The 18,890-nt window shown below is 66.6% G+C and carries 18 protein-coding genes and 1 pseudogene; 17 read left to right on the top strand and 2 right to left on the bottom strand.

Features of this window, described 5'->3' with window-relative positions; all coding sequences use genetic code 11:
* Position 1: 1 nt before the first annotated feature.
* From ACVWWN_RS20995 to ACVWWN_RS21025, 7 genes are all read left to right on the top strand, one after another.
* Positions 2-256, top strand: coding sequence for a hypothetical protein (locus tag ACVWWN_RS20995; protein ID WP_457145569.1), 255 nt, complete (start codon positions 2-4; stop codon positions 254-256).
* Between the two features lie 10 nt (positions 257-266).
* Complete coding sequence (locus ACVWWN_RS21000; protein ID WP_457145570.1) at positions 267-1,259, top strand: helix-turn-helix transcriptional regulator; 993 nt, start codon at positions 267-269, stop codon at positions 1,257-1,259.
* A gap of 101 nt (positions 1,260-1,360) precedes the next feature.
* The gene (locus tag ACVWWN_RS21005) at positions 1,361-2,344 is read left to right on the top strand and encodes a helix-turn-helix transcriptional regulator (protein ID WP_457145571.1); all 984 of its coding nucleotides are present in this window, start codon (positions 1,361-1,363) and stop codon (positions 2,342-2,344) included.
* Between the two features lie 30 nt (positions 2,345-2,374).
* A complete protein-coding gene (gene tatA / locus ACVWWN_RS21010; protein ID WP_457149211.1) occupies positions 2,375-2,629 on the top strand; it encodes a Sec-independent protein translocase subunit TatA in 255 nt (84 codons plus the stop codon).
* Positions 2,630-2,694: 65 nt separating this feature from the next.
* On the top strand, positions 2,695-3,627 hold the full coding sequence (tatC, locus tag ACVWWN_RS21015; protein ID WP_457145572.1) for a twin-arginine translocase subunit TatC: 933 nt from the start codon (positions 2,695-2,697) through the stop codon (positions 3,625-3,627).
* Positions 3,611-6,409, top strand: coding sequence for a DEAD/DEAH box helicase (locus ACVWWN_RS21020; RefSeq protein ID WP_457145573.1), 2,799 nt, complete (start codon positions 3,611-3,613; stop codon positions 6,407-6,409). The genes tatC and ACVWWN_RS21020 overlap by 17 nt, the downstream gene beginning before the upstream one ends.
* Before the next feature lie 101 nt (positions 6,410-6,510).
* On the top strand, positions 6,511-7,284 hold the full coding sequence (locus ACVWWN_RS21025; protein ID WP_457145574.1) for a DUF4333 domain-containing protein: 774 nt from the start codon (positions 6,511-6,513) through the stop codon (positions 7,282-7,284).
* Positions 7,285-7,287: 3 nt separating this feature from the next.
* Here the strand turns inward: ACVWWN_RS21025 and ACVWWN_RS21030 are convergent, their stop codons facing one another.
* The gene (locus ACVWWN_RS21030) at positions 7,288-8,256 is read right to left on the bottom strand and encodes a 5'-3' exonuclease (RefSeq protein WP_457145575.1); all 969 of its coding nucleotides are present in this window, start codon (positions 8,254-8,256) and stop codon (positions 7,288-7,290) included.
* Positions 8,257-8,459: 203 nt separating this feature from the next.
* On the opposite strand from ACVWWN_RS21030, the gene ACVWWN_RS21035 reads away from it, so the two are divergent.
* The 10 genes and pseudogenes from ACVWWN_RS21035 to ACVWWN_RS21080 all read left to right on the top strand — a co-directional run bounded on the left by ACVWWN_RS21035 (position 8,460) and on the right by ACVWWN_RS21080 (position 16,112).
* Entirely contained in the window at positions 8,460-9,380 is a 921-nt protein-coding gene (locus tag ACVWWN_RS21035; protein ID WP_457145576.1) for a metal ABC transporter solute-binding protein, Zn/Mn family, read from the top strand.
* Complete coding sequence (locus ACVWWN_RS21040) at positions 9,361-10,221, top strand: metal ABC transporter ATP-binding protein (RefSeq protein WP_457145577.1); 861 nt, start codon at positions 9,361-9,363, stop codon at positions 10,219-10,221. Before ACVWWN_RS21035 ends, ACVWWN_RS21040 begins: the two co-directional genes overlap by 20 nt.
* Positions 10,218-11,123 (top strand): metal ABC transporter permease, encoded by a 906-nt coding sequence (locus ACVWWN_RS21045; protein WP_457145578.1) that lies wholly within the window; start codon positions 10,218-10,220, stop codon positions 11,121-11,123. Before ACVWWN_RS21040 ends, ACVWWN_RS21045 begins: the two co-directional genes overlap by 4 nt.
* 5 nt (positions 11,124-11,128) lie before the next feature.
* On the top strand, positions 11,129-11,956 hold the full coding sequence (locus ACVWWN_RS21050) for a metal ABC transporter permease (RefSeq protein WP_457145579.1): 828 nt from the start codon (positions 11,129-11,131) through the stop codon (positions 11,954-11,956).
* A 146-nt stretch (positions 11,957-12,102) separates the two neighbouring features.
* Positions 12,103-12,534: a GMC family oxidoreductase N-terminal domain-containing protein gene (locus tag ACVWWN_RS21055; RefSeq protein WP_457145580.1), complete on the top strand. Its 432-nt coding sequence runs from the start codon at positions 12,103-12,105 to the stop codon at positions 12,532-12,534.
* The gene (locus tag ACVWWN_RS21060; RefSeq protein WP_457145581.1) at positions 12,495-13,028 is read left to right on the top strand and encodes a GMC family oxidoreductase N-terminal domain-containing protein; all 534 of its coding nucleotides are present in this window, start codon (positions 12,495-12,497) and stop codon (positions 13,026-13,028) included. Before ACVWWN_RS21055 ends, ACVWWN_RS21060 begins: the two co-directional genes overlap by 40 nt.
* Positions 13,029-13,192: 164 nt before the next feature.
* Positions 13,193-13,581: pseudogene (locus tag ACVWWN_RS21065) on the top strand (GMC oxidoreductase).
* Positions 13,582-13,665: 84 nt separating this feature from the next.
* Positions 13,666-14,829, top strand: coding sequence for a branched-chain amino acid ABC transporter substrate-binding protein (locus ACVWWN_RS21070; protein WP_457149212.1), 1,164 nt, complete (start codon positions 13,666-13,668; stop codon positions 14,827-14,829).
* A 97-nt stretch (positions 14,830-14,926) separates the two neighbouring features.
* On the top strand, positions 14,927-15,616 hold the full coding sequence (locus tag ACVWWN_RS21075; protein WP_457145582.1) for a condensation domain-containing protein: 690 nt from the start codon (positions 14,927-14,929) through the stop codon (positions 15,614-15,616).
* A gap of 139 nt (positions 15,617-15,755) precedes the next feature.
* Complete coding sequence (locus ACVWWN_RS21080) at positions 15,756-16,112, top strand: hypothetical protein (RefSeq protein ID WP_457145583.1); 357 nt, start codon at positions 15,756-15,758, stop codon at positions 16,110-16,112.
* 9 nt (positions 16,113-16,121) lie between these two features.
* Here ACVWWN_RS21080 and ACVWWN_RS21085 read toward each other — a convergent pair whose 3' ends face one another.
* Positions 16,122-18,833: a LuxR C-terminal-related transcriptional regulator gene (locus ACVWWN_RS21085; protein WP_457145584.1), complete on the bottom strand. Its 2,712-nt coding sequence runs from the start codon at positions 18,831-18,833 to the stop codon at positions 16,122-16,124.
* Positions 18,834-18,890: the final 57 nt, after the last annotated feature.

Here is an 18,890-nt window from a genome sequence, read left to right on the forward strand (position 1 = left end):
GATGGCGGCACAGGTCGCCGGACCGCGCCGTCGGGCAGCCATCGCCGCGGCCGCGACGCGACTGAGCCCCGGCCTGCGGATCCGGGTCGCCGAACGGATGTGGACGGTGGCCGAACGCACCGGACGGGTCACGGTCTGCCGCACCTTCGGCGACCTGCTTGACGTGCTCGGAGGGTTCGGGATACCGCGCGCCGTCGCCGAACCCGAACTGCTCGCTGCCGCTGTGCTGCAACACCAGGGGGGATGGGCACCTTAAGCTGTTCCAGATGGCGATTTCCAAAGTCGAGCGGTTGATGAACCTCGTTATCGCGTTGCTGTCCACCCACACATTCATCACCGCCGAGCGGATTCGCGAAACCGTCTACGGCTACTCGGACAGCGCCAGCGACGAGGCGTTCTCGCGGATGTTCGAAAGGGACAAGAACGAACTGCGTGACCTCGGGATTCCGCTGGAGACCGGGCGGGTGTCCCAGTTCGATCCCACCGAGGGTTACCGGATCAATCGCGCGGCCTACGCACTGCCCGCAGTCGAGCTCACCGCCGACGAGGCGGCGGCGGTGGCGGTCGCCACGCGGTTGTGGGAATCGCCCGAGCTGATCACCGCGACCCAGGGCGCACTGCTGAAGTTGCGTGCCGCCGGAGTCGACGTCGACGCGCCGGACTCCGCGGTGGCCATCACCTCCACGGGTGTGCTCCCCGGGCTGCGCGGCTCGGAGGATGTGCTGGGATTTCTCCTGTCCGCCATCGATTCCGGACGGGCCGTACAGTTTCCGCACCGTCCGTCGCGCAGCGACCCGTACACCGTGAGGACGGTGGAGCCGTGGGGTGTGGTGACGGATCGGGGCCGCTGGTATCTCGTCGGCCACGACCGCGACCGCAACGCCACCCGAACCTTCCGGCTCTCCCGCATCGGGTCGGACGTGACGGCCGTGGGCCCCGCCGGTGCGGTGACGCGTCCCGCGGGTGTGGACCTGCGCGAGATCGTCAAACGGGCAGTGGGTGAATGGCCGACGACTGGACAGGCCAAGGTCTGGGTAGCTGACGGGCGCGCGACCGCGCTCCGCCGGCAGGCCACCGTCGTCGGCAAGCGGACGCTGGGTGACCGAACGGGTGAGGAGATAGCCATCGACATCGGCATGCCGGACCGGCTCGCCCGCGAGATCGCCAGCTACGGCGCCGACGCCGTGGCGCTCGAGCCCCAATCGCTGCGCGACGACGTGCTCGGCCGGCTCAAGGCGCAGGCAGGCCAGAGCGCATGACTTGCAAGCGAGGAGCGAAGGCGGATCGCGCATGACTTGCAAGCGAGGAGCGAAGGCGGATCGCGCATGACTTGCAAGCGAGGAGCGAAGGCGGATCGCGCATGACTCAGGTATCGACCCGTCTGGTGCGGCTGCTCAACATGGTTCCGTACTTCCAGGCCAACCCGAAGATCACCTACGCCGAGGCGGCAGCGGACCTCGGGGTGACGGTCAAGCAGTTGCGCGACGACCTCAACCAGCTCTGGATGTGTGGCCTGCCCGGCTACGGGCCGGGCGATCTGATCGATTTCGAGTTCTCCGGTGACACCATCGCAGTCACGTTCACGGCAGGCATCGATCATCCGCTGCGGCTGACATCGCCGGAGGCCACCGGGGTGCTGGTGGCGTTGCGGGCACTGGTCGACGTGCCAGGCATCCTCGACCCGGAGGCAGCGCGCAGCGCCATCGCCAAGATCGAATCCGCGGCCGGGACGGCCAGCCACGACGTCGAAGGCCCGACCGCCGCGGTCGAGGAGCCCGCTGCGGTGGAGAGCCAGGCCGCGGCGGCTGTGCGCGAGGCGGTCCGCGACGGACACGCCGTGATGATCGAGTACTACTCGGCGTCCCACGACGCGTTGTCGAGCAGGACCGTCGACCCGATCCGGGTGGTGCTGGTGGCCGACCACAGCTATCTGGAGGCATGGTGCCGGTCGGCCGAAAGCGTGCGGCTGTTCCGGTTCGACCGCATCGTCGACGCGCACGTACTCGACGAACCGTCCGCTCCGCCGCCGCCGGCCGTGCAGGCGGGCCCGGACATGTCGCTGTTCGATGCGGACCCGGCGCTGCCGTCGGCGACCCTGCTGATCGACCGGTCGGCGTCGTGGATGTTCGACTACTACCCGCTGCGGGTCCTGCACGAGTTGCCCGACGGCGCCTGCGAGGCCGCCATGACCTACGCCTCCGACGACTGGATGGCCCGGTTCGTGCTGGGCTTCGGGTCAGCGGTGCGTGTTCTGCAACCGGAGTCGCTGGCGGCAAGGGTGCGCGAGTCGGCCGGCGCGGCCCTGAATGCCTATGCGGTCAGTACGCAGACGTCCGGCGGGTAGACTCGACCACGACTTCTGGAGGTGACCAAATTGGGCGGTCTACAACCCTGGCACTGGTTGATCGTCATCGCGGTGTTCGTGCTGCTCTTCGGCGCGAAGAAGCTGCCGGATGCGGCCCGCTCGCTCGGTAAGTCGATGCGGATCTTCAAGTCGGAGATCAAGGAGATGCAGTCCGACGGCAAGCCGGAGGCGCAGACCCCGCCCGCCACCCCGATCGCCTCGGAACGCGCCGACAGCCCCGGCCCGGCTCCGCACACCGAGCCGTCGGACAAGCACCCGGCCTGAACCCGCGCCGAAACGTGGTCGCGGCGTGATGCCGCGTCCCTAGGCCGCGCCTGAAAAACGAGCCCGTGCAAACCCCAGGAATCTTCAAGAAACTCGATCCCCGCCGACGGCGGTCGCGGGTCAATCCCGACGGCACCATGTCGCTGGTCGAGCACCTTCACGAACTTCGATCCCGGCTCCTTATCGCGTCGGCCGCGGTCGTGTTGACCACCATTCTCGGATTTTTCTGGTACAGCCACGGTTTCCTGGGCTTTCACAGCCTGGGCGAATGGCTGCGCGGGCCCTACTGCTCCCTCCCGGCATCCGCCCGCGCCACGATTGCCCCCGATGGCGAGTGCCGGTTGCTGGCCACCGCACCGTTCGACCAGTTCATGCTGCGACTTAAGGTCGCGCTGACCGCGGGGACCATCCTTGCCTGTCCGGTCTGGCTGTATCAGCTGTGGGCGTTCATCACGCCCGGCCTGTACCGCAAGGAGCGGCGGTTCGCGATGGCGTTCGTCGGCGTCGGAGCGGTGCTGTTCATCACCGGGGCGGTGCTGGCCTACATCGTCCTCGCCAAAGCGCTGCACTTCCTGTTGACAGTCGGCAGCGACGTGCAAGTCACCGCGCTGTCCGGTGAGCAGTACTTCGGGTTCCTGCTCAACCTGCTGCTGGTGTTCGGCATCAGCTTCGAGTTCCCGCTGCTGATCGTCATGCTCAATCTGGTCGGCGTGCTCACCTACGACCGGCTGCGGGCCTGGCGGCGAGGCCTGATCTTCGGCCTGTTCGTGTTCGCCGCGTTCGCGACGCCCGGTTCGGATCCCTTCTCGATGCTGGCGCTGGCGTGCGCGCTCGCGCTGCTGCTCGAAGTCGCGATCCAGATCGCCCGCGTCAACGACAGGCGCAAAGCCCGCCGCGCAGCCGTCGAGGATGTACCAGACGACCTCGCGGCACCGATCGATCCGCCGACCGCAGTGCCCACCCCCGCCCCGCTCGTAGTCGATGACGACGCCACCTGATAGCCGGCTGGCCCACTTCACCGCCCATCTGCCGTTTGCGCTGGACGACTTCCAACGGCGCGCCTGTCAGGCTCTGGAGGGCGGCCACGGTGTCCTGGTGTGCGCGCCCACCGGCGCGGGGAAGACGGTCGTCGGCGAGTTCGCGGTGCATCTCGCGCTGGCCGCGGGCCGGAAGTGCTTTTACACGACGCCGATCAAGGCGCTGAGCAATCAAAAGCACAACGATCTGGTGCAGAGGTACGGACCGGAGAAGATCGGCCTGCTCACCGGTGATCAGTCCGTCAACGGCGACGCCGACATCGTGGTGATGACCACCGAAGTGCTGCGCAACATGCTGTATGCGAATTCATTTGCTCTGCAAGGGCTTTCGTATGTGGTGATGGACGAGGTGCACTTCCTGGCCGATCGGATGCGCGGGGCGGTGTGGGAGGAGGTGATCCTGCATCTGCCCGACGAGGTGCGGTTGGTCAGCCTGTCGGCGACGGTGAGCAACGCCGAGGAGTTCGGCGGCTGGATCAAGACGGTGCGCGGCGACACCACCGTGGTGGTGGACGAACATCGGCCGGTGCCGCTGTGGCAGCACGTCATGGTCGGCAAGCGGCTCTTCGACCTGTTCGACTACCGCGCCTCGGAGGGGGCCAAGTCCGGGCGGGAACTGCTGGTCGATCCGGAGCTGTTGCGTCACATCGCACACCGGCGAGAGGCCGACCGGCTGACCGACTGGCAGCCGCGCGGGCGCGGGCGGCCGGGAAACCGGGGCAGGCCGACCATGTACCGCCCGCCGAGCCGCCCCGACGTTATCGACACGCTGGCGCGCGCGGAACTGCTGCCCGCCATCACGTTCGTGTTCTCCCGCGTGGGCTGTGACGCCGCCGTGAAGCAGTGCCTCCGATCGTCGCTTCGACTCACCACCGACGAGGAGCGCAAACGGATCGCCGAGGTGGTCGACCGGCGCTGCGCGGACCTCGCTGAGGCGGATCTGGTCGTGCTGGACTACCACGAATGGCGCGAAGGCCTGCTGCGTGGACTCGCCGCCCATCACGCCGGCATGCTGCCGGTGTTCCGTCACACCGTCGAGGAACTGTTCACCGCGGGGTTGGTCAAGGCTGTATTCGCCACGGAGACATTGGCTCTGGGTATCAACATGCCTGCCCGCACGGTGGTGCTGGAGCGGTTGGTCAAGTTCAACGGTGAGCAGCACATGCCGCTGACGCCGGGGGAGTACACGCAGTTGACGGGGCGGGCCGGCCGGCGGGGCATCGACGTCGAGGGTCACGCGGTGGTGCTCTGGCACCCGGGGGACAACACCGCCGACCCCGCCGAGGTCGCCGGACTGGCATCGACTCGAACCTTCCCGCTGCGCAGTTCGTTTGCGCCGTCCTACAACATGACCATCAACCTGGTGCAACAGATGGGCCCGACGCAGGCGCACAAGCTGCTCGAAAGTTCTTTCGCGCAGTATCAGGCCGACCGGTCCGTGGTGGGTGTGGTCCGCGCGATCGAGCGGGGCGAACGGATGCAGGACGAGATCTTGGCCGAACTCGGGGCCCGGCGTGATGAGCGTTCACGCTACGAATCAAGAGCGGAACCGCCGATTCTCGACTACGTCCGGCTGCGCATGCAGATATCTGAACGCGAGCGGGCTCAATCGCGGGCATCGAGGTTGCAGAGGCGCAGAGCCGCAAACGATGCGCTCGCCTCGCTGCGCCGCGGCGAGATCATCACCATCACCCACGGCCGCCGCGGCGGGTTGGCGGTAGTGCTCGAACCGGACCGCAACGACGAGGATCCGCGCCCCTTGGTGCTGACCGAACACCGTTGGGCCGGGCGCATTTCATCGGCCGACTACTCCGGGGCGTCCGCGCCGGTGGGGTCGATGGTGCTGCCCAAGCGGGTGGAACACCGCAATCCGCGGGTTCGCCGCGATCTCGCCTCTGCGTTGCGGTCGGCGGCGGATGGCCTCGACGTTCTGTCGGCCAATCGGAAGCGCAGTGGCGCCGGGGCCGAGCGTGACGTCGACCCCGAATTGGCCACCCTGCGTGAGCGATTGCGCCGGCACACCGCACATGACCTGCCGGACCGGGAAGCGAAGGCGCGCCAGGCAGAGCGCTACCTGCGGATCGAACGCGACAACGAGCAGCTTCGGCAGAAGGTCGCCGCGGCCACCAACTCGTTGGCGCGCACGTTTGATCGCATTGTCGTGCTGCTCATCGAGCGGGCGTTCATCGAACAGAAGGACGGCGACCCAAGGGTCACCGACGATGGCAGGCTGCTGGCCCGTATCTACAGCGAGAGCGACCTGCTGGTCGCCGAGTGTCTCCGCAGCGGTACCTGGGACGGCCTCGGGCCGGCCGAATTGGCGGCCGTGTTGTCCGCGGTCCTGTATGAATCCCGCGGCGACTCGCCGGGCACGCCAGAGGGTGTCGACGTCGCGACGGGCCGGCTGCGCCGGGCGTTGAACCAGACGCGCCGGCTGTGGACCGAGTTGCGGACCGACGAGCAGCGGCACCGGATCAGCCAGAGCCGGGAGCCCGACGACGGATTCGTCCCGGCCATCTACCGGTGGGCCACCACGGGCGATCTCAGCAATGCGCTCGCGGCGTCGGACGCAGCGGGCAACGGGTCGCCGCTGTCCGCAGGTGATTTCGTGCGGTGGTGCCGTCAAGTACTCGATCTGCTCGACCAGGTCCGGATTGCCGCGCCGACGCCGGCGCTGAGGACCACGGCGAAGCGTGCCATCAGCGACATCCGGCGCGGTGTGGTCGCGGTCGACGCGGGGTGAGGAATTTCGCCGCGCAACACGCCTGCAACCGGCTTCGACGCAGCTTCTCGGCAGTTGATGCGCGGTAGTGTGTGGCAAGCACACGTCGATCAAGGAGAGAAATGAGCGGACCGCAAGGATCCGATCCGACGCAGCCGCGGCCCGGTCACGGGCAGGAGCCCGGTCAGGACCAGCCGTCGAGCGAGCCGCACGCCAACCAACCGTGGCAGCCGCCCGTCTCCGGGGCCGACCAGCCGACCACCGCGGCGCCCCAGTGGCAGCCCCCGGCTTATGACCCGCAGCAACAGCAGTACCCGCAATATCAGCAGCCGTCCGCGCCGGCGTATCAGCCGCCGCAGCAGTACCCGCCGACCGAGCAATACGGGGCCCAGGGATATCCGCAGCCCGGTCAGTACGGCCAGCAGCCCGGTCAGTACGGCCAGCAGTACGGTCAGCAGCCCGGTCAATATGGCCAGCAGCCGGGCGTGTACGGACAGCAGCCCGGCCAGTACGGCCAGTACCCGGGCTACACCGCCCCGCCTGCTGAGGAGGGCTCGAAGCGTTCGCTGGCCGTCATCGGCGGTGTCATCGGCCTGCTGGCCGCGATTGTCGTCGCGGTCGTCCTCGTGCTGGGCTTCTGGAAGCCCGGCTTCTTCGTCACCACGAAGCTGGACGTCAGTGCCGCGCAGAGCGGTGTGCAGCAGATCCTGACCGACGAGACCAACGGTTACGGCGCCAAGAACGTCAAGGACGTCAAGTGCAACAACGGCCAGAGCCCGACGGTGAAGAAGGGTGACACCTTCAACTGTGAGGTCAGCATTGACGGCACCAAGCGTCAGGTGACCGTGACCTTTCAGGACAACAACGGCACCTACGAGGTAGGCCGTCCCAAGTAGCGGTCAGTCGGCGCCCGGCAGTTCGTCGAGGGCCTTCTGCAGCCGACCGATCGACGACGTCACGCCGTACTCCTCGGCGAGCTTGGCGACTTTGCGTGGATGCTCGGCGGCCAAGGGGAGTGCGTCCGACGGGGTGGAGAAGCTGACGTCGGCGTCGCTGGCCACCCGCACCACCGGTCCGGCCGCCTTGATGTAGTCACTGGCGGCCAGCAGTTTCGTCCGATACGCCCTGGACATCTTGGATTTCGGATCGTGGGCCGCTGCCAGGATGGCCTCGAGTGAGCCGTGCTGAGCGAGCAGCGTCGCCGCCGTCTTCTCGCCGACCCCGGGTACACCCGGCAGGCCGTCTGACGGGTCGCCCCGTAGCAGCGCGAGTTCGGCGTAGGCGGGCCCGGCGCGGTCCACCGGCACGTGGTAGCTGTCGGCCACTTCTTCGGGTCCGTACTTCGTCGCCTTGGCCAGCCCGCGGCCGAGGTAGAGCACCCGAACCGGTACCGGCTTGTCGCGCACCAGCTGCAGCAGGTCGCGGTCACCGCTGACCACCACCACGGGATCGCGTCGCTCACGCGCGGTGAGGGTGCCCAACACGTCATCAGCCTCGCATTGGGCGGCACCGGCGGTCGGGATACCGAACGCGTCGAGGATCTCCATGATCATGTTCACCTGGGGCGTCAGCTCGTCGGGCACTTGCTCCACATCGGGCTCGCCGTCGGGATTCGCCTCGAGGACCCGGTGCGCCTTGTACGACGGGATCAGGTCGACGCGCCACTGCGGACGCCAGTCGTCGTCGCGGCAGACGACCAGGCGTCCGGGGCGCTCCCGGGTGATCACCGTGGCGACCGCGTCCAGGAAGCCGCGCAGCGCGTTGACCGGCCGTCCGTCCGGGGAGGTGATCGACGAGGGCACCCCGAAGTAGGAGCGAAACCACATGCTGGCGCCGTCGAGCAAGACAAGGGGAGCGTCCGTGGTCATGGGCGCCATCCTGCCAGCTTTCCCACGACCCGGAGCGAGTTCCTCTGCCGCGTCTGGCATTTCAGGGAAGCGTTGGAAGTGATTGATCAGTACGGCGTTCAGCGTTCCGGCGCTCTGGAGACGTCGGATTCCCATCGACGCCTCACACTGCTACGTTACTGATAATGACTTTCATTATCAGTAAGGAACTAGGTGATGCACTTATGGCTGAGCACAGAGGCGTGATACGAATGGTGAGCGCCGTTACCGCGAGCGTGGCCCTGGCGGTGACTGGTTGTGCCCCAAGCACTCCCGGCGCGCCGGCGGCAAAGCTGCAGGTGGTGGCGACCATCAACACGTGGGGCAGCATCGCCGCCCAGCTCGGCGGGGACCGGATCGACGAGACCAGCATCATCACCAACCCGGACACCGACCCACACGATTACGAGCCGTCACCGGCCGATGCCCGGACCGCCGCCGACTCGAAGGTCTTCGTAGCCAACGGCATCGGGTACGACGCGTGGTCCGACAAACTGTTGGGCGCCAATCCCGATCCGGGGCGCACGGTGATCTCCGTCGGAGACACGATCGGCGTGCCCGATGACGGCAACCCACACCAGTGGTACTCCCCGGATTCGGTGGGCAAAGTCGCCGATGCGATCACCGCGGCCTACAAGCACGCCGACCCGACCGACGCCGCGTACTTCGATCGGCAGCATCAGCACTTCCTCAACCAGGCACTGGGCCAATACCACGCCCTGCTCGACGACATCAAAGCCAAATACGGCGGCACACCGGTCGGGGCCAGCGAATCCATCGTCTCCCCCTTGGCAGATGCGCTCAAATTGAATCTGATCACCCCGCCGGAGTTCCTCAAGGCCATCAGCGAGGGCACCGACCCGGCACCGGCCGACAAATCCACCATCGACAACCAGATCGCCACCAAGGCCATCCGGGTGTACGTATACAACAGCCAGAACACGACGCCCGATGTGCAGGCCCAGGTCGATGCGGCCCGCAAACAGAACATCCCGGTTACCACGGTGACGGAGACGCTGACCCCGGCCGGCGCGTCGTTTCAGGATTGGCAAGTCGGCCAGCTGCACGCTCTGGAAGACGCCTTGCATGTCGCCACGGGAAACTGATCGCCCGGCCGCGCCCGAGCCGGTGCTCCGGTTGCACGACGCCGAGGCGGTGGTCGCCGGCCGCATCGTGTGGTCGCGACTGTGCCTGCAGGTCCAGGCGGGAGAGTTCATTGTTGTGTTGGGCCCGAACGGATCGGGCAAGTCGACTCTCCTCAAGGCCATCCTCGGGTTGACCTCAGCCCGCGGAACAGTCCAGGTGATGGGACAACGCGCGGGGCGTGCCAACCGCAGCGTCGGCTATGTGCCACAACGACGGGCATTCGATTCCGCGCTGCGCATCCGGGGTGTCGATGTCGTATCGCTGGGTCTGGACGGCGCCCGCTGGGGCACACCCGTTCCGGCGGTCAGCCGGTTACTGGCTCCACGCCGAACCGCCGCCCGGCGCGCCCGCATCGCCGAGGTCATCGACCTGGTGGGCGCGAGCGCCTACGCGCATCGTCCGATCGGGGATTGTTCGGGAGGGGAACAACAGCGGTTGCTCATCGCCCAGGCGCTGGTGCGCCGACCACGGCTGCTGCTGCTCGACGAGGCTCTCGACAGCCTGGATGTGCCCAGCCAGGCCGGTGTCAGCGCACTCGTCTGCGATGTGTGTCGCAGCCAGCAGGTGGCGGTGGTGATGGTCGCCCACGATGTCAATCCCGTCGCGCCGTATCTGGATCGGGTGATGTACCTGGCGCGCGGCACCGCCGTCATCGGCACTCCGGACGATGTCATCACCTCCGAAGCGCTGAGCGACCTCTACGGGATCACGGTCGAGGTGTTGCGCGACAGCATCGGCCGGCTCACCGTGGTCAGCCGGCCCAGCGTCCCGCGCTGTCACAGATTCCGCGGAGTGACGTGACGACGCAGTTGACCTGGAACCTCGCCGCCGATGTGCAACAGATGTTGTCCTACCCGTTCATGGTCAATGCCCTGCGTGCCGGCGGCATCGTGGCGATCATGGCCGGTGCGGTCGGATGGATGATGGTACTGCGTCGGGAAAGCTTCGCCGGGCACACCCTGGCCGTGATCGGCTTCCCCGGCGCAGCGGCCGCCGCGTGGCTCGGCGTGGCCGTCGGTTACGGCTATGTGGCGGCATGTCTGGCCGCCGCAGTGATCATCGCCGCGTGCTCACCGTTGGCGCGGGCTGGTGGGGTGGGTGGTTTCTCCGAGGCGTCCGCAGTCATCGGCACCGTGCAGGCCGTTGCGCTCGCCACCGGTCTTCTCTTCGTCAGCCTCTATCACGGCTTCCTGTCGGGACTGACGAACCTCCTGTTCGGGACGATCGCCGGTGTCAGCGGCGCCCAGGTCTGGTTGGTCGGCGCCGCGGCTGTGGTGTGTCTGGCGGTGCTGGCCGTCGTCGGCCGCCCGCTCCTGTTCAGCAGTATCGACCCGGTTGCTGCTGCCGCTCAAGGAGTTCCGACGCGGCTGGTGGCGGCGGTGTTTCTCGTCATCCTGGGGATCACCGCCGGTGCGGCAAGCGAGTTGACAGGCAGCTTGCTGGTGTTCGCGCTGCTCATCGCGCCGGCCGCGGCAGCCCAGCAGCTGACCCCAAACCCATCACTGGGCATCGTCGCCTCGGTATTGATCGCGCTGGCGATCACCTGGATGGGCATGGGCGCGGCGTTTTTCAGCCCTTATCCCATCGGGTTCTGGGTGGCCAGCCTCGGTTACGGCAGTTATCTTGGCGTCCTCGGATGGCGTGCGGCGATTCGGCGTCTCCGCGCTGTGGCCGTCCCCGGGCGACGCGACCAGGAGGGCTGATCGCGATGCTGCACCACAGCTTCATCGTTTATGCCGTGATCGCGGGAACCGCTGTCGCGGCCTTGTGCGGGCCCGCCGGCTACTTCCTGGTCCTGCGAAACCAGGTGTTCGCCGCAGATGCCCTGGGCCACGTCGCTTATACGGGCGCGATGGCCGCCCTGGTCGTCGGGCTGGATCTGCGCGCCGGGCTGTTCGTCGGCGCGGTCCTCGTCGGTCTAATCTTGGGCGCCGGCGGCCGGCGCGGAGCCGACGACGTCGCGATCGGATCGTTCTTTTCCTGGGTGCTGGGACTGGGCGTCTTGTTCTTGACCTACTACACGCTGCACGGCAGCCACACCAACGGCGCCGCCAACGTCAACGTGTTGTTCGGCAGCATCTTCGGCCTCAGCGCGCATGCGGCTGGTCAAGCCGTATTGGTGTCCGTCGCGGCCGGCCTGATTCTGGTGTCGATCGCCCGACCGCTGCTGTTTGCGACCATCGACCCCGCCGTGGCCGCCGCGACAGGAATCCACACCCGATTGCTGGGCGCGCTGTTCCTCGGTGTAGTCGGCGCCACCGTCGCCGAGGCCAGCCAGGTCATCGGCGCGCTGCTCGTGCTCGGGTTGCTTGCCGCACCTGGTGCCGCCGCGGCCCGGCTGACGACGCGACCGTGGTCAGGCATCTGGCTGTCGGCCATCCTTGCCGTGGCCGCGGTCTGGGGCGGCATCGTTCTGGCGTATCTCATTCGCGCCGCCCCGGCCAGCTTCACCATCATGAGCACATCCGCCACCGTCTACCTTGCGGCCGGAATCATCGACAGTCGAAAACCTCGGCGGCACTTCGTATCCCCATGAGTGGTCCAGCCCCTGCGCATGGCGGCAAGGCGACACCGGCACCGACGCGCGGTCGCCGCACCGCCCAACAACACGCCGTGCTCGGCCCCGGTTGCAGCACTCATAGTGGAGAGCGCAACGTAAACGTAATCCGCGGAGAGGTCACGATGTCGAAGACACCGACAACGTATGACTACATAGTCGTCGGTGCCGGCGCCGCGGGTGCGGTGCTGGCTGCCCGGCTGTCGCGATGTGCCGATGCCCGTGTACTGGTTCTCGAAGCGGGAAGCGCGTCACCGCCGCCGCTGAGCTCGATTCCGCAAGGCTGGCCCTTGCTCTCGACGACCGAATGGAACTGGGGCGACTCGTCGACGGTTCAATCCGCGACGGGCCGGTCTGTGCCTGTGCCGCGAGGGCGGGGTGTCGGTGGTTCGTCGCTCATCAACGGGATGATCTTCATGCGCGGACATCGGACGAACTTCGATGTTTGGGCGAATCTGGCAAGCGTAGTGAAACGGCGTCTGAGCGCGATCCCGCACTGCGGGGAACCAACGGGCCGATGGTGGTCGCACCGGCAGACCCGCCCAACGAGGTACTGACCGCCTGCCTGTCGGCCGCAGTGGACTCGGGACACCGGCGAGCCGTCGATATCGGCTGCGGCCTCGAACTCGGTTTCGCGCCGGTCGATTTGAACATTGTCGATGGCAAACGGCAGAGCGCGGCCGATGCTTATCTGTGGCCGGCCGCGCGACGGCCAGATCTGGATCTGATCAGCGACGCCGCGGTTCATCGCCTGCTCATCGAGGGAAGCCGTTGTGTCGGCGTTGGATATGGGAAGAGTTATCGGGGTGACATTCACGAGGCCCGGGCGGGCGAGGTCATACTGGCTGCGGGCGCAGTCGGCTCGCCACAAATACTGATGCGGTCGGGTATTGGGCCACAGTCCCATTTGCGGGATGTCGGTGTCGATATATGTCTGGACTTGCCGGGAGTGGGCGCCAACCTGCAGGACCACGCCTGGGTCATGGTTGCTTACCGCGGGGCCCGGCCGGTGCCCCGGCCCGGAACAATCACGGCGAGATCATCGGGCTGATCCACAGCGGCGCGAGCGGGATGGCACCGGATCTACAGATCATCTTCGGGGACTCGAGTGGACCGGAATTCGTCGGATTCGACGGTGTCGCCAATGGTTTCGTCGTCGCAGTGTGCATGGTACAGCCGTTCAGCCGCGGCACCGTCCGACTATCGAGTGCGGACATGCGTCCGGTCATCGATCCCAACTATTTCGGGGACGACCGCGACATGCGCACAATGATCGAAGGGCTGCGCATCGCGCGCAAAATCGGAATGGCGAGTCAACTCGATGACTGGCGGGCCGCAGAAGTCTCGCCAGGCGCGGCCGCCGAAACCGATGAGGAGTTGCGCACGTTCGTACGAAGCAGTTTCGGCTCTTACACCCACCTGGTCGGGACATGCGCCATGGGCCATAAGGCGACTCCGTCGTCGACGCAGAGTTGCGAGTTTACGGAGTCGACGGGCTGCGCATAGCAGACGCATCGGTGATGCCCACGGTGCCTTCGGTCAACACTGCGGCGACGGTGTATGCGCTGGCCGAACGTGCGGCCGAGCTGATCATCAACGGATGACTTCGCCGCCGGCGTGGCGTTAACAGTGTCGTGAAAAAGCCCCACCTCATCGCACGACGAGGTTTCGCGTTCTACTCGATGACAATGGTTGTGTTGGTACTCAGTGGCTGTCAGCAATCCCCACCGGTCGGCGGTGCCGGCCATCCGGATCTCAGAATCGTTCCGGTGTCGCAGATCGATCAGGATGGCGTCTCCACCTCGCCGCAAGCGAACAATGTGCCGGCCGACCCCACCGGAGACGGCCAGGCGGCATGCCCGGCGGTTTCCATCGCGATGGCAGGCCCGATCACCGGCGCGGATTCCGCACTGGGCATGAATATCAGGGATGGTGCCCAACTGGCGGTCGACCAGCACAACGTCAACAACCCAGGCTGCCGGGTTGGGTTGAAAGCCTTTGACACCGAGGGCGATCCGGAGAAGGCAATTGCCGCCGCGGCGCAGATCATCGATGACTCGTCGATCATCGGGTTGATCGGTCCCGGCAACTCGGGTGAGACGAAGGCCACCGGCCCGGCGCTGTCCCAAGCCGGCCTTGCTGCGCTCACACCGTCAGCCACCAATGTCTCACTGACAAAAAGTGGGTGGCGGACGTTCTTTCGGGGCTTGGCCAACGACGCCGTGCAGGGCCCGTCGATAGCGCACTATCTGACGAGAACGCTTGGTAAAAAGCGGGTGTGCGTGGTGGACGACAGCACAGACTACGGGCTCGGATTGGCAGACGCGGTGCGCGGGGCTCTCGGAGCCGCAGGGTCGAACTGCAATATCGAGGTGAAGAGGGGCGACAAAGACTTGTCGGCAGCTGTCACGCAACTCAAAAACTCCGCACCGGACGCGATCTTCTACGGCGGGTTCTATACCGAGGCCGCGGAGCTTATCACGCAACTGCGGGATGCCGGGGTGCCGGCGACGTTTTCCTCCGGTGACGCCGCCAATGATGCGGAGTTCGTCAAGCTTGCCGGGGACGCCTCGACGGGCGCTCTTCTCTCGTGTCCCTGCGCACCGGCTTCTGGAGCCTTTGCCGAAGCATACGAAAAAGAGTTCGGCCGACCGCCCGGCACCTATAGCACCGAAAGCTACGATTTGACCACCATCGTGCTCAAGGGGATCGACTCCGCACATCTGACCCGACCGGCCCTGCTGGACTTCGTGCACAACTACCGCGGGCAGGGGGTGGCCCGCAGCTATCAGTGGACAGCGACGGGTGAGCTCAGCAACGACCTGATCTGGATGTACAAAGTCGAAGGATGACAATCCAGGGCATTGACTAGGGTCCGACGGATGCCTCCTAACCTTGTTGACTGGCAGCGTGAACAGTGCAATGACACAACCACGCGGAAAATTCACCATGGCAGGAACCCGAGCTCATTTCGACGGTTCGACGACAGGACTCACCGAACGCTCCACTCTGGTCCGGCCGGTTGGGGCGCTCGAACGCCTCTTCTTCCGGTACAGCGAGCGCAACCCCTCACACTTTCTGCTCGTCGCCGAGTTCGACGTGGTCCTGGAAGCCCAGCAGCTGCGCAAAGCGTTGAATTCCGTACAGCAGCGTCACCCGCTGCTGTCGGTCCATGTCGAAGACCACCCCTCGATTCGCCTCGGTTTCTATCGCGCTGCTGCTGTTGAACCCATCCCGCTGACGGTGCTGGATGCCGCACATTGCGACTGGCGGTCGATGGCGGCCGTGGAGCTCGCCCGGCCGTTCGACCGCTCCACCGCGCCGCTCATGCGCGCCGCTCTTCTGACAGGACCCATATCGTCGATTCTCATCCTGACGTTCGACCATTCGATTGCCGACGGCATCTCCTCCGTGATCGTCTTGGATGACCTGATCGCCGGGCTCAACGGCCGACAACTCCAATACCTGCCCATGCCGCCCACCATCGAGGATCTCGTCGACAATTCGTTGAACGGGGGCTCGACTATGGCGACTGCGAAGCCAGATGAGCGGATGACGGCGCCGGCCTCACATCGGCCCTTCGACGGCACACCCCCTACTGGTCGCCGCGTCTCGTGCCCGCAGCCAACTGCTCGGTGACGGATTCGTCCGTGCACTCAGCCCCATCAACATCCGTGCGTTCACAGGAGCGCAAGACCATTGCGCCGCCTACTTCAGCGGCGCCTGCACGGGCTTGGCGCCGGCTGACGGAACATCTTTCTGGGATCAAGCTCGCGCGATGTCGGCCGAAGTTGATGTGGCCCGGTCCGGGGTCGGCGTCGTTACGGTCTCACAAGCCATTCGTCAAGCCATGACCGTGGGCGCAACGGCATCCACCGCCAGACAAGTCCTTGGCGAGGTGTTCGCGTGGGAGGTGTTGGCAACCAACCTGGGTCGGCAAGACCTCACCAATACCGGAGAGGTTGCCCCATCGGCAATCTGGGCGCCGATCGTGCAGATGCACACTGCAGGCGAGTACGTGATCGGCATCGTCACCTACCGCGGTTGCCTTCGCATGACCTGCGTCGGCTACTCACCTGTCACCGACTATCTGCACTCAGTCGTGGAGATCCTCTTGGCGGCGTCGACCGACTGAGCCGGGCATTCACAGTATCTGTGGCAGAGCGGTTCTCGAGGTGACACCGAGCTTCGTATATACCTTGCGCAGGTGGTACTCGACTGTGCGCGGACTGATGAACAGGCGGCTACCGATCTCGGCGTTGGACAAACCGTCACGGGCCAGCCGTGCGATCTGTGCCTCCTGTGGGGTCAGAGCGTCGGCGGAACGGTGGCCGGTTGCGGCCGGGATGCCGCCGGTGGCGGTCAGTTCCCGGCGAGCCCGTTCGGCGAAGGCGTCGAGCCCCATCGCCGTGAACATCTCGTGCCCCACCTGCAGTTGTTCACGAGCGTCGAGGCGGCGCTTCTGTCGCCGTAGCCATTCGCCATAGACGAGGTGTGCACGCGCGAGATCCACCTCGGCGCGCGTGCGACTGAGGTGGTCGATCGCCTGCCGGTATGAAGAATCGGCCTCCGCGCCGGCGCTGACGAGTGCTCGCGCGCGTGCTTGGACGCCCAGCGCCCATCGCGTACCGCTGGCCTGGGTGGCCTCTGAAAGCCGTTCCAGCGCAGCCGCAGCGCGATCGGGATCGTCGTTTCTCGCCGCTGCTTCGACGAGTTCCGGCAGGGCCAAGGCGCACAACCCGAATTCCTCCGGGTGGCTGCTGGCGTGTTCGGCGGCCACGACCGCCTCGGCGTACCGCCCGAGAGCGTTGTAAAGCACAGCCGAGGCCCAGTCGACGAGTGTCAGCCCGCCGCCTTCGCCCCGATCCTCGATACTCCTCGTGCTGGCCTCGATCAGAGGCCCGATCTCGCTGACCCGGCCGCGCCACGCGGCCAGGGCCACAGCGCCGTAACGGAGCGGTTCGCTGCCCGTCACCTGCGTCACGGCTTCTTGCTCGTCGTGCAGCATGGTGGCTGCCTCGACTCGGCCCGCCGTCAGCTGAAAACCGATGCGGCCGCGCAGGGCCACTGGCAGCACGCTGACTGCGCCGGTCTTGCGGGCGACCTCGACCTGGCGGGCCGACAACACATCCCAGCTTTCGTCATCCCACAATTGCATCGCGACCCGCGAAGCCAGCCACAACCAGCGAACTCGGAGCAACCCGGTGTCCTCGGTGCGGAGCGAGAGCAATGCCTGTCGCAACGCGGGTGCTGCCGCCTTCTGGCCTTCGGTGACCAGCAGCGCGATTCCGTCCAGCAGGTGATCGAGCGCGGCGGGCGGTTCCGAGCAGGGCATCGTCCGGCGCACCGCTTCGGCGACTCGCTGCAGTCCAACATCGCCGGCCAGCCGCCCGGCGAACAGCGCCGCGACGAAGGCGTCCAGCAAGGTCTGGCGTGCCAATCTCGCGTCGAGTGGGGCGAAGCGCTGAGCCGCCCGCAGCAGGAGCGCGGGCGCATCGCTTCCACGGTTCACGGCGAAGGCGACTCGCGCACGCAGCAGGTCGGTGCGGGCCCGCTGGAGTTCGTCGAGATCCGTCTTCTCCGCGGCACGCAGCAGCACCATGGCCGCATCTGGGTCTCCCGCCTCTTGTTTGGCTTGAGCCGCTGCCAATGCCCGCCGACCACGTTGGATCGGATCCTTGGTGAGATCAAGAGATTTCGCCAGAAATGCCGCCGCCGCGGCCACGCCTCCTCGTGCCTCGGCCAGCGATGCGGATCGTTCGAGTTCGTCGGCGATGTCATCGTCGGGGACGGCGGTACCCAGAGCCCGATGCCATACCCGTCGGGCCGGATCGACATCGGGGTCGATCACCTCGGCAAGCGCGCGATGTGCGCGCAGACGTTCGTCTGCGGTCCCGACGTGGTAAGCCGCCGACCGGGCGAGCGGATGACGAAACCGCACTCGCGCACCGATTTCGAGTAAGCCCGCCGCGGTGGCCGGTGCGCTCGCCTCGGGCGCGGCCCCGAGCCGCTCCGCGGCGCGCCACACAACGGCCGGATCACCCGTCGACTCGGCGGCGGCCAGCAGCGACAGCAGCCGTGTGTCCGGCGGGAGTGACTCGAACCGCCGCCGAAATCCATCCTCGATTCGTGTCGAGAGTGTCGGCACGGCGGGCGTTCCGAATCCGCCGGCGAGCTCGGCGGGCGACATGGCCTTGGGCAGCTCCAGCAGAGCCAATGGGTTTCCGTGCGTTTCGGCCACGATGCGGTCGAGCACGTACTCGTCGAACGGCGCGGCAAGGGCAGATCTCAAGAGGATGCGCGCGGCATCGTCGCGTAGCCCTGCCAAATGGATCTCGCGCAGCCCGGCGAGCTCGGGGCTCGTCTGGCTGGTCGCGAACACCATCGCGACGGGCTCGGCGAACAGTCGGCGCGCGGCGAACGCGAGCGCGTGGGCCGACGCCCGGTCAACGACGTTTTCGTTGTCCACGACACACAACAGCGGCTGGTCGTCGGAGGCGTCCGAGAGCAGACTGAGAAGTCCCAGCCCGACCAGGAAGGGGTCGGGAGCGTCGCCCACCCTCAGCCCGAAGGCGACCTGCAGCGCGTCTCGCTGGGGTTCCACCAGCCGCTCGACACGGCCCAGAAACGGTGCGCACACCTGGTGCAGCAGCGCGTAAGCGAGTTCGGTCTCCGGTTCGGAGCCGACGGCCCTGAGAATCTTGAAGCCGCGCGCGGACGCGACCGCGTAGTCCAGCAATTCGGTCTTGCCGATGCCAGGTTCGCCCCGCACCACCAGCGCCCGGCTCTCACCGCGACGAACCGCTTCGAGCAGTTCGTCGAGTTCCTCGCATTCACGGGCTCGGCCCAGCAGCATTTGATCCCACCTCGTATCTGGGATTCGCATTCGACGCTACCCCGTAACCAGCAACGC

The organism is Mycobacterium sp. URHB0021 (genome assembly GCF_054057895.1).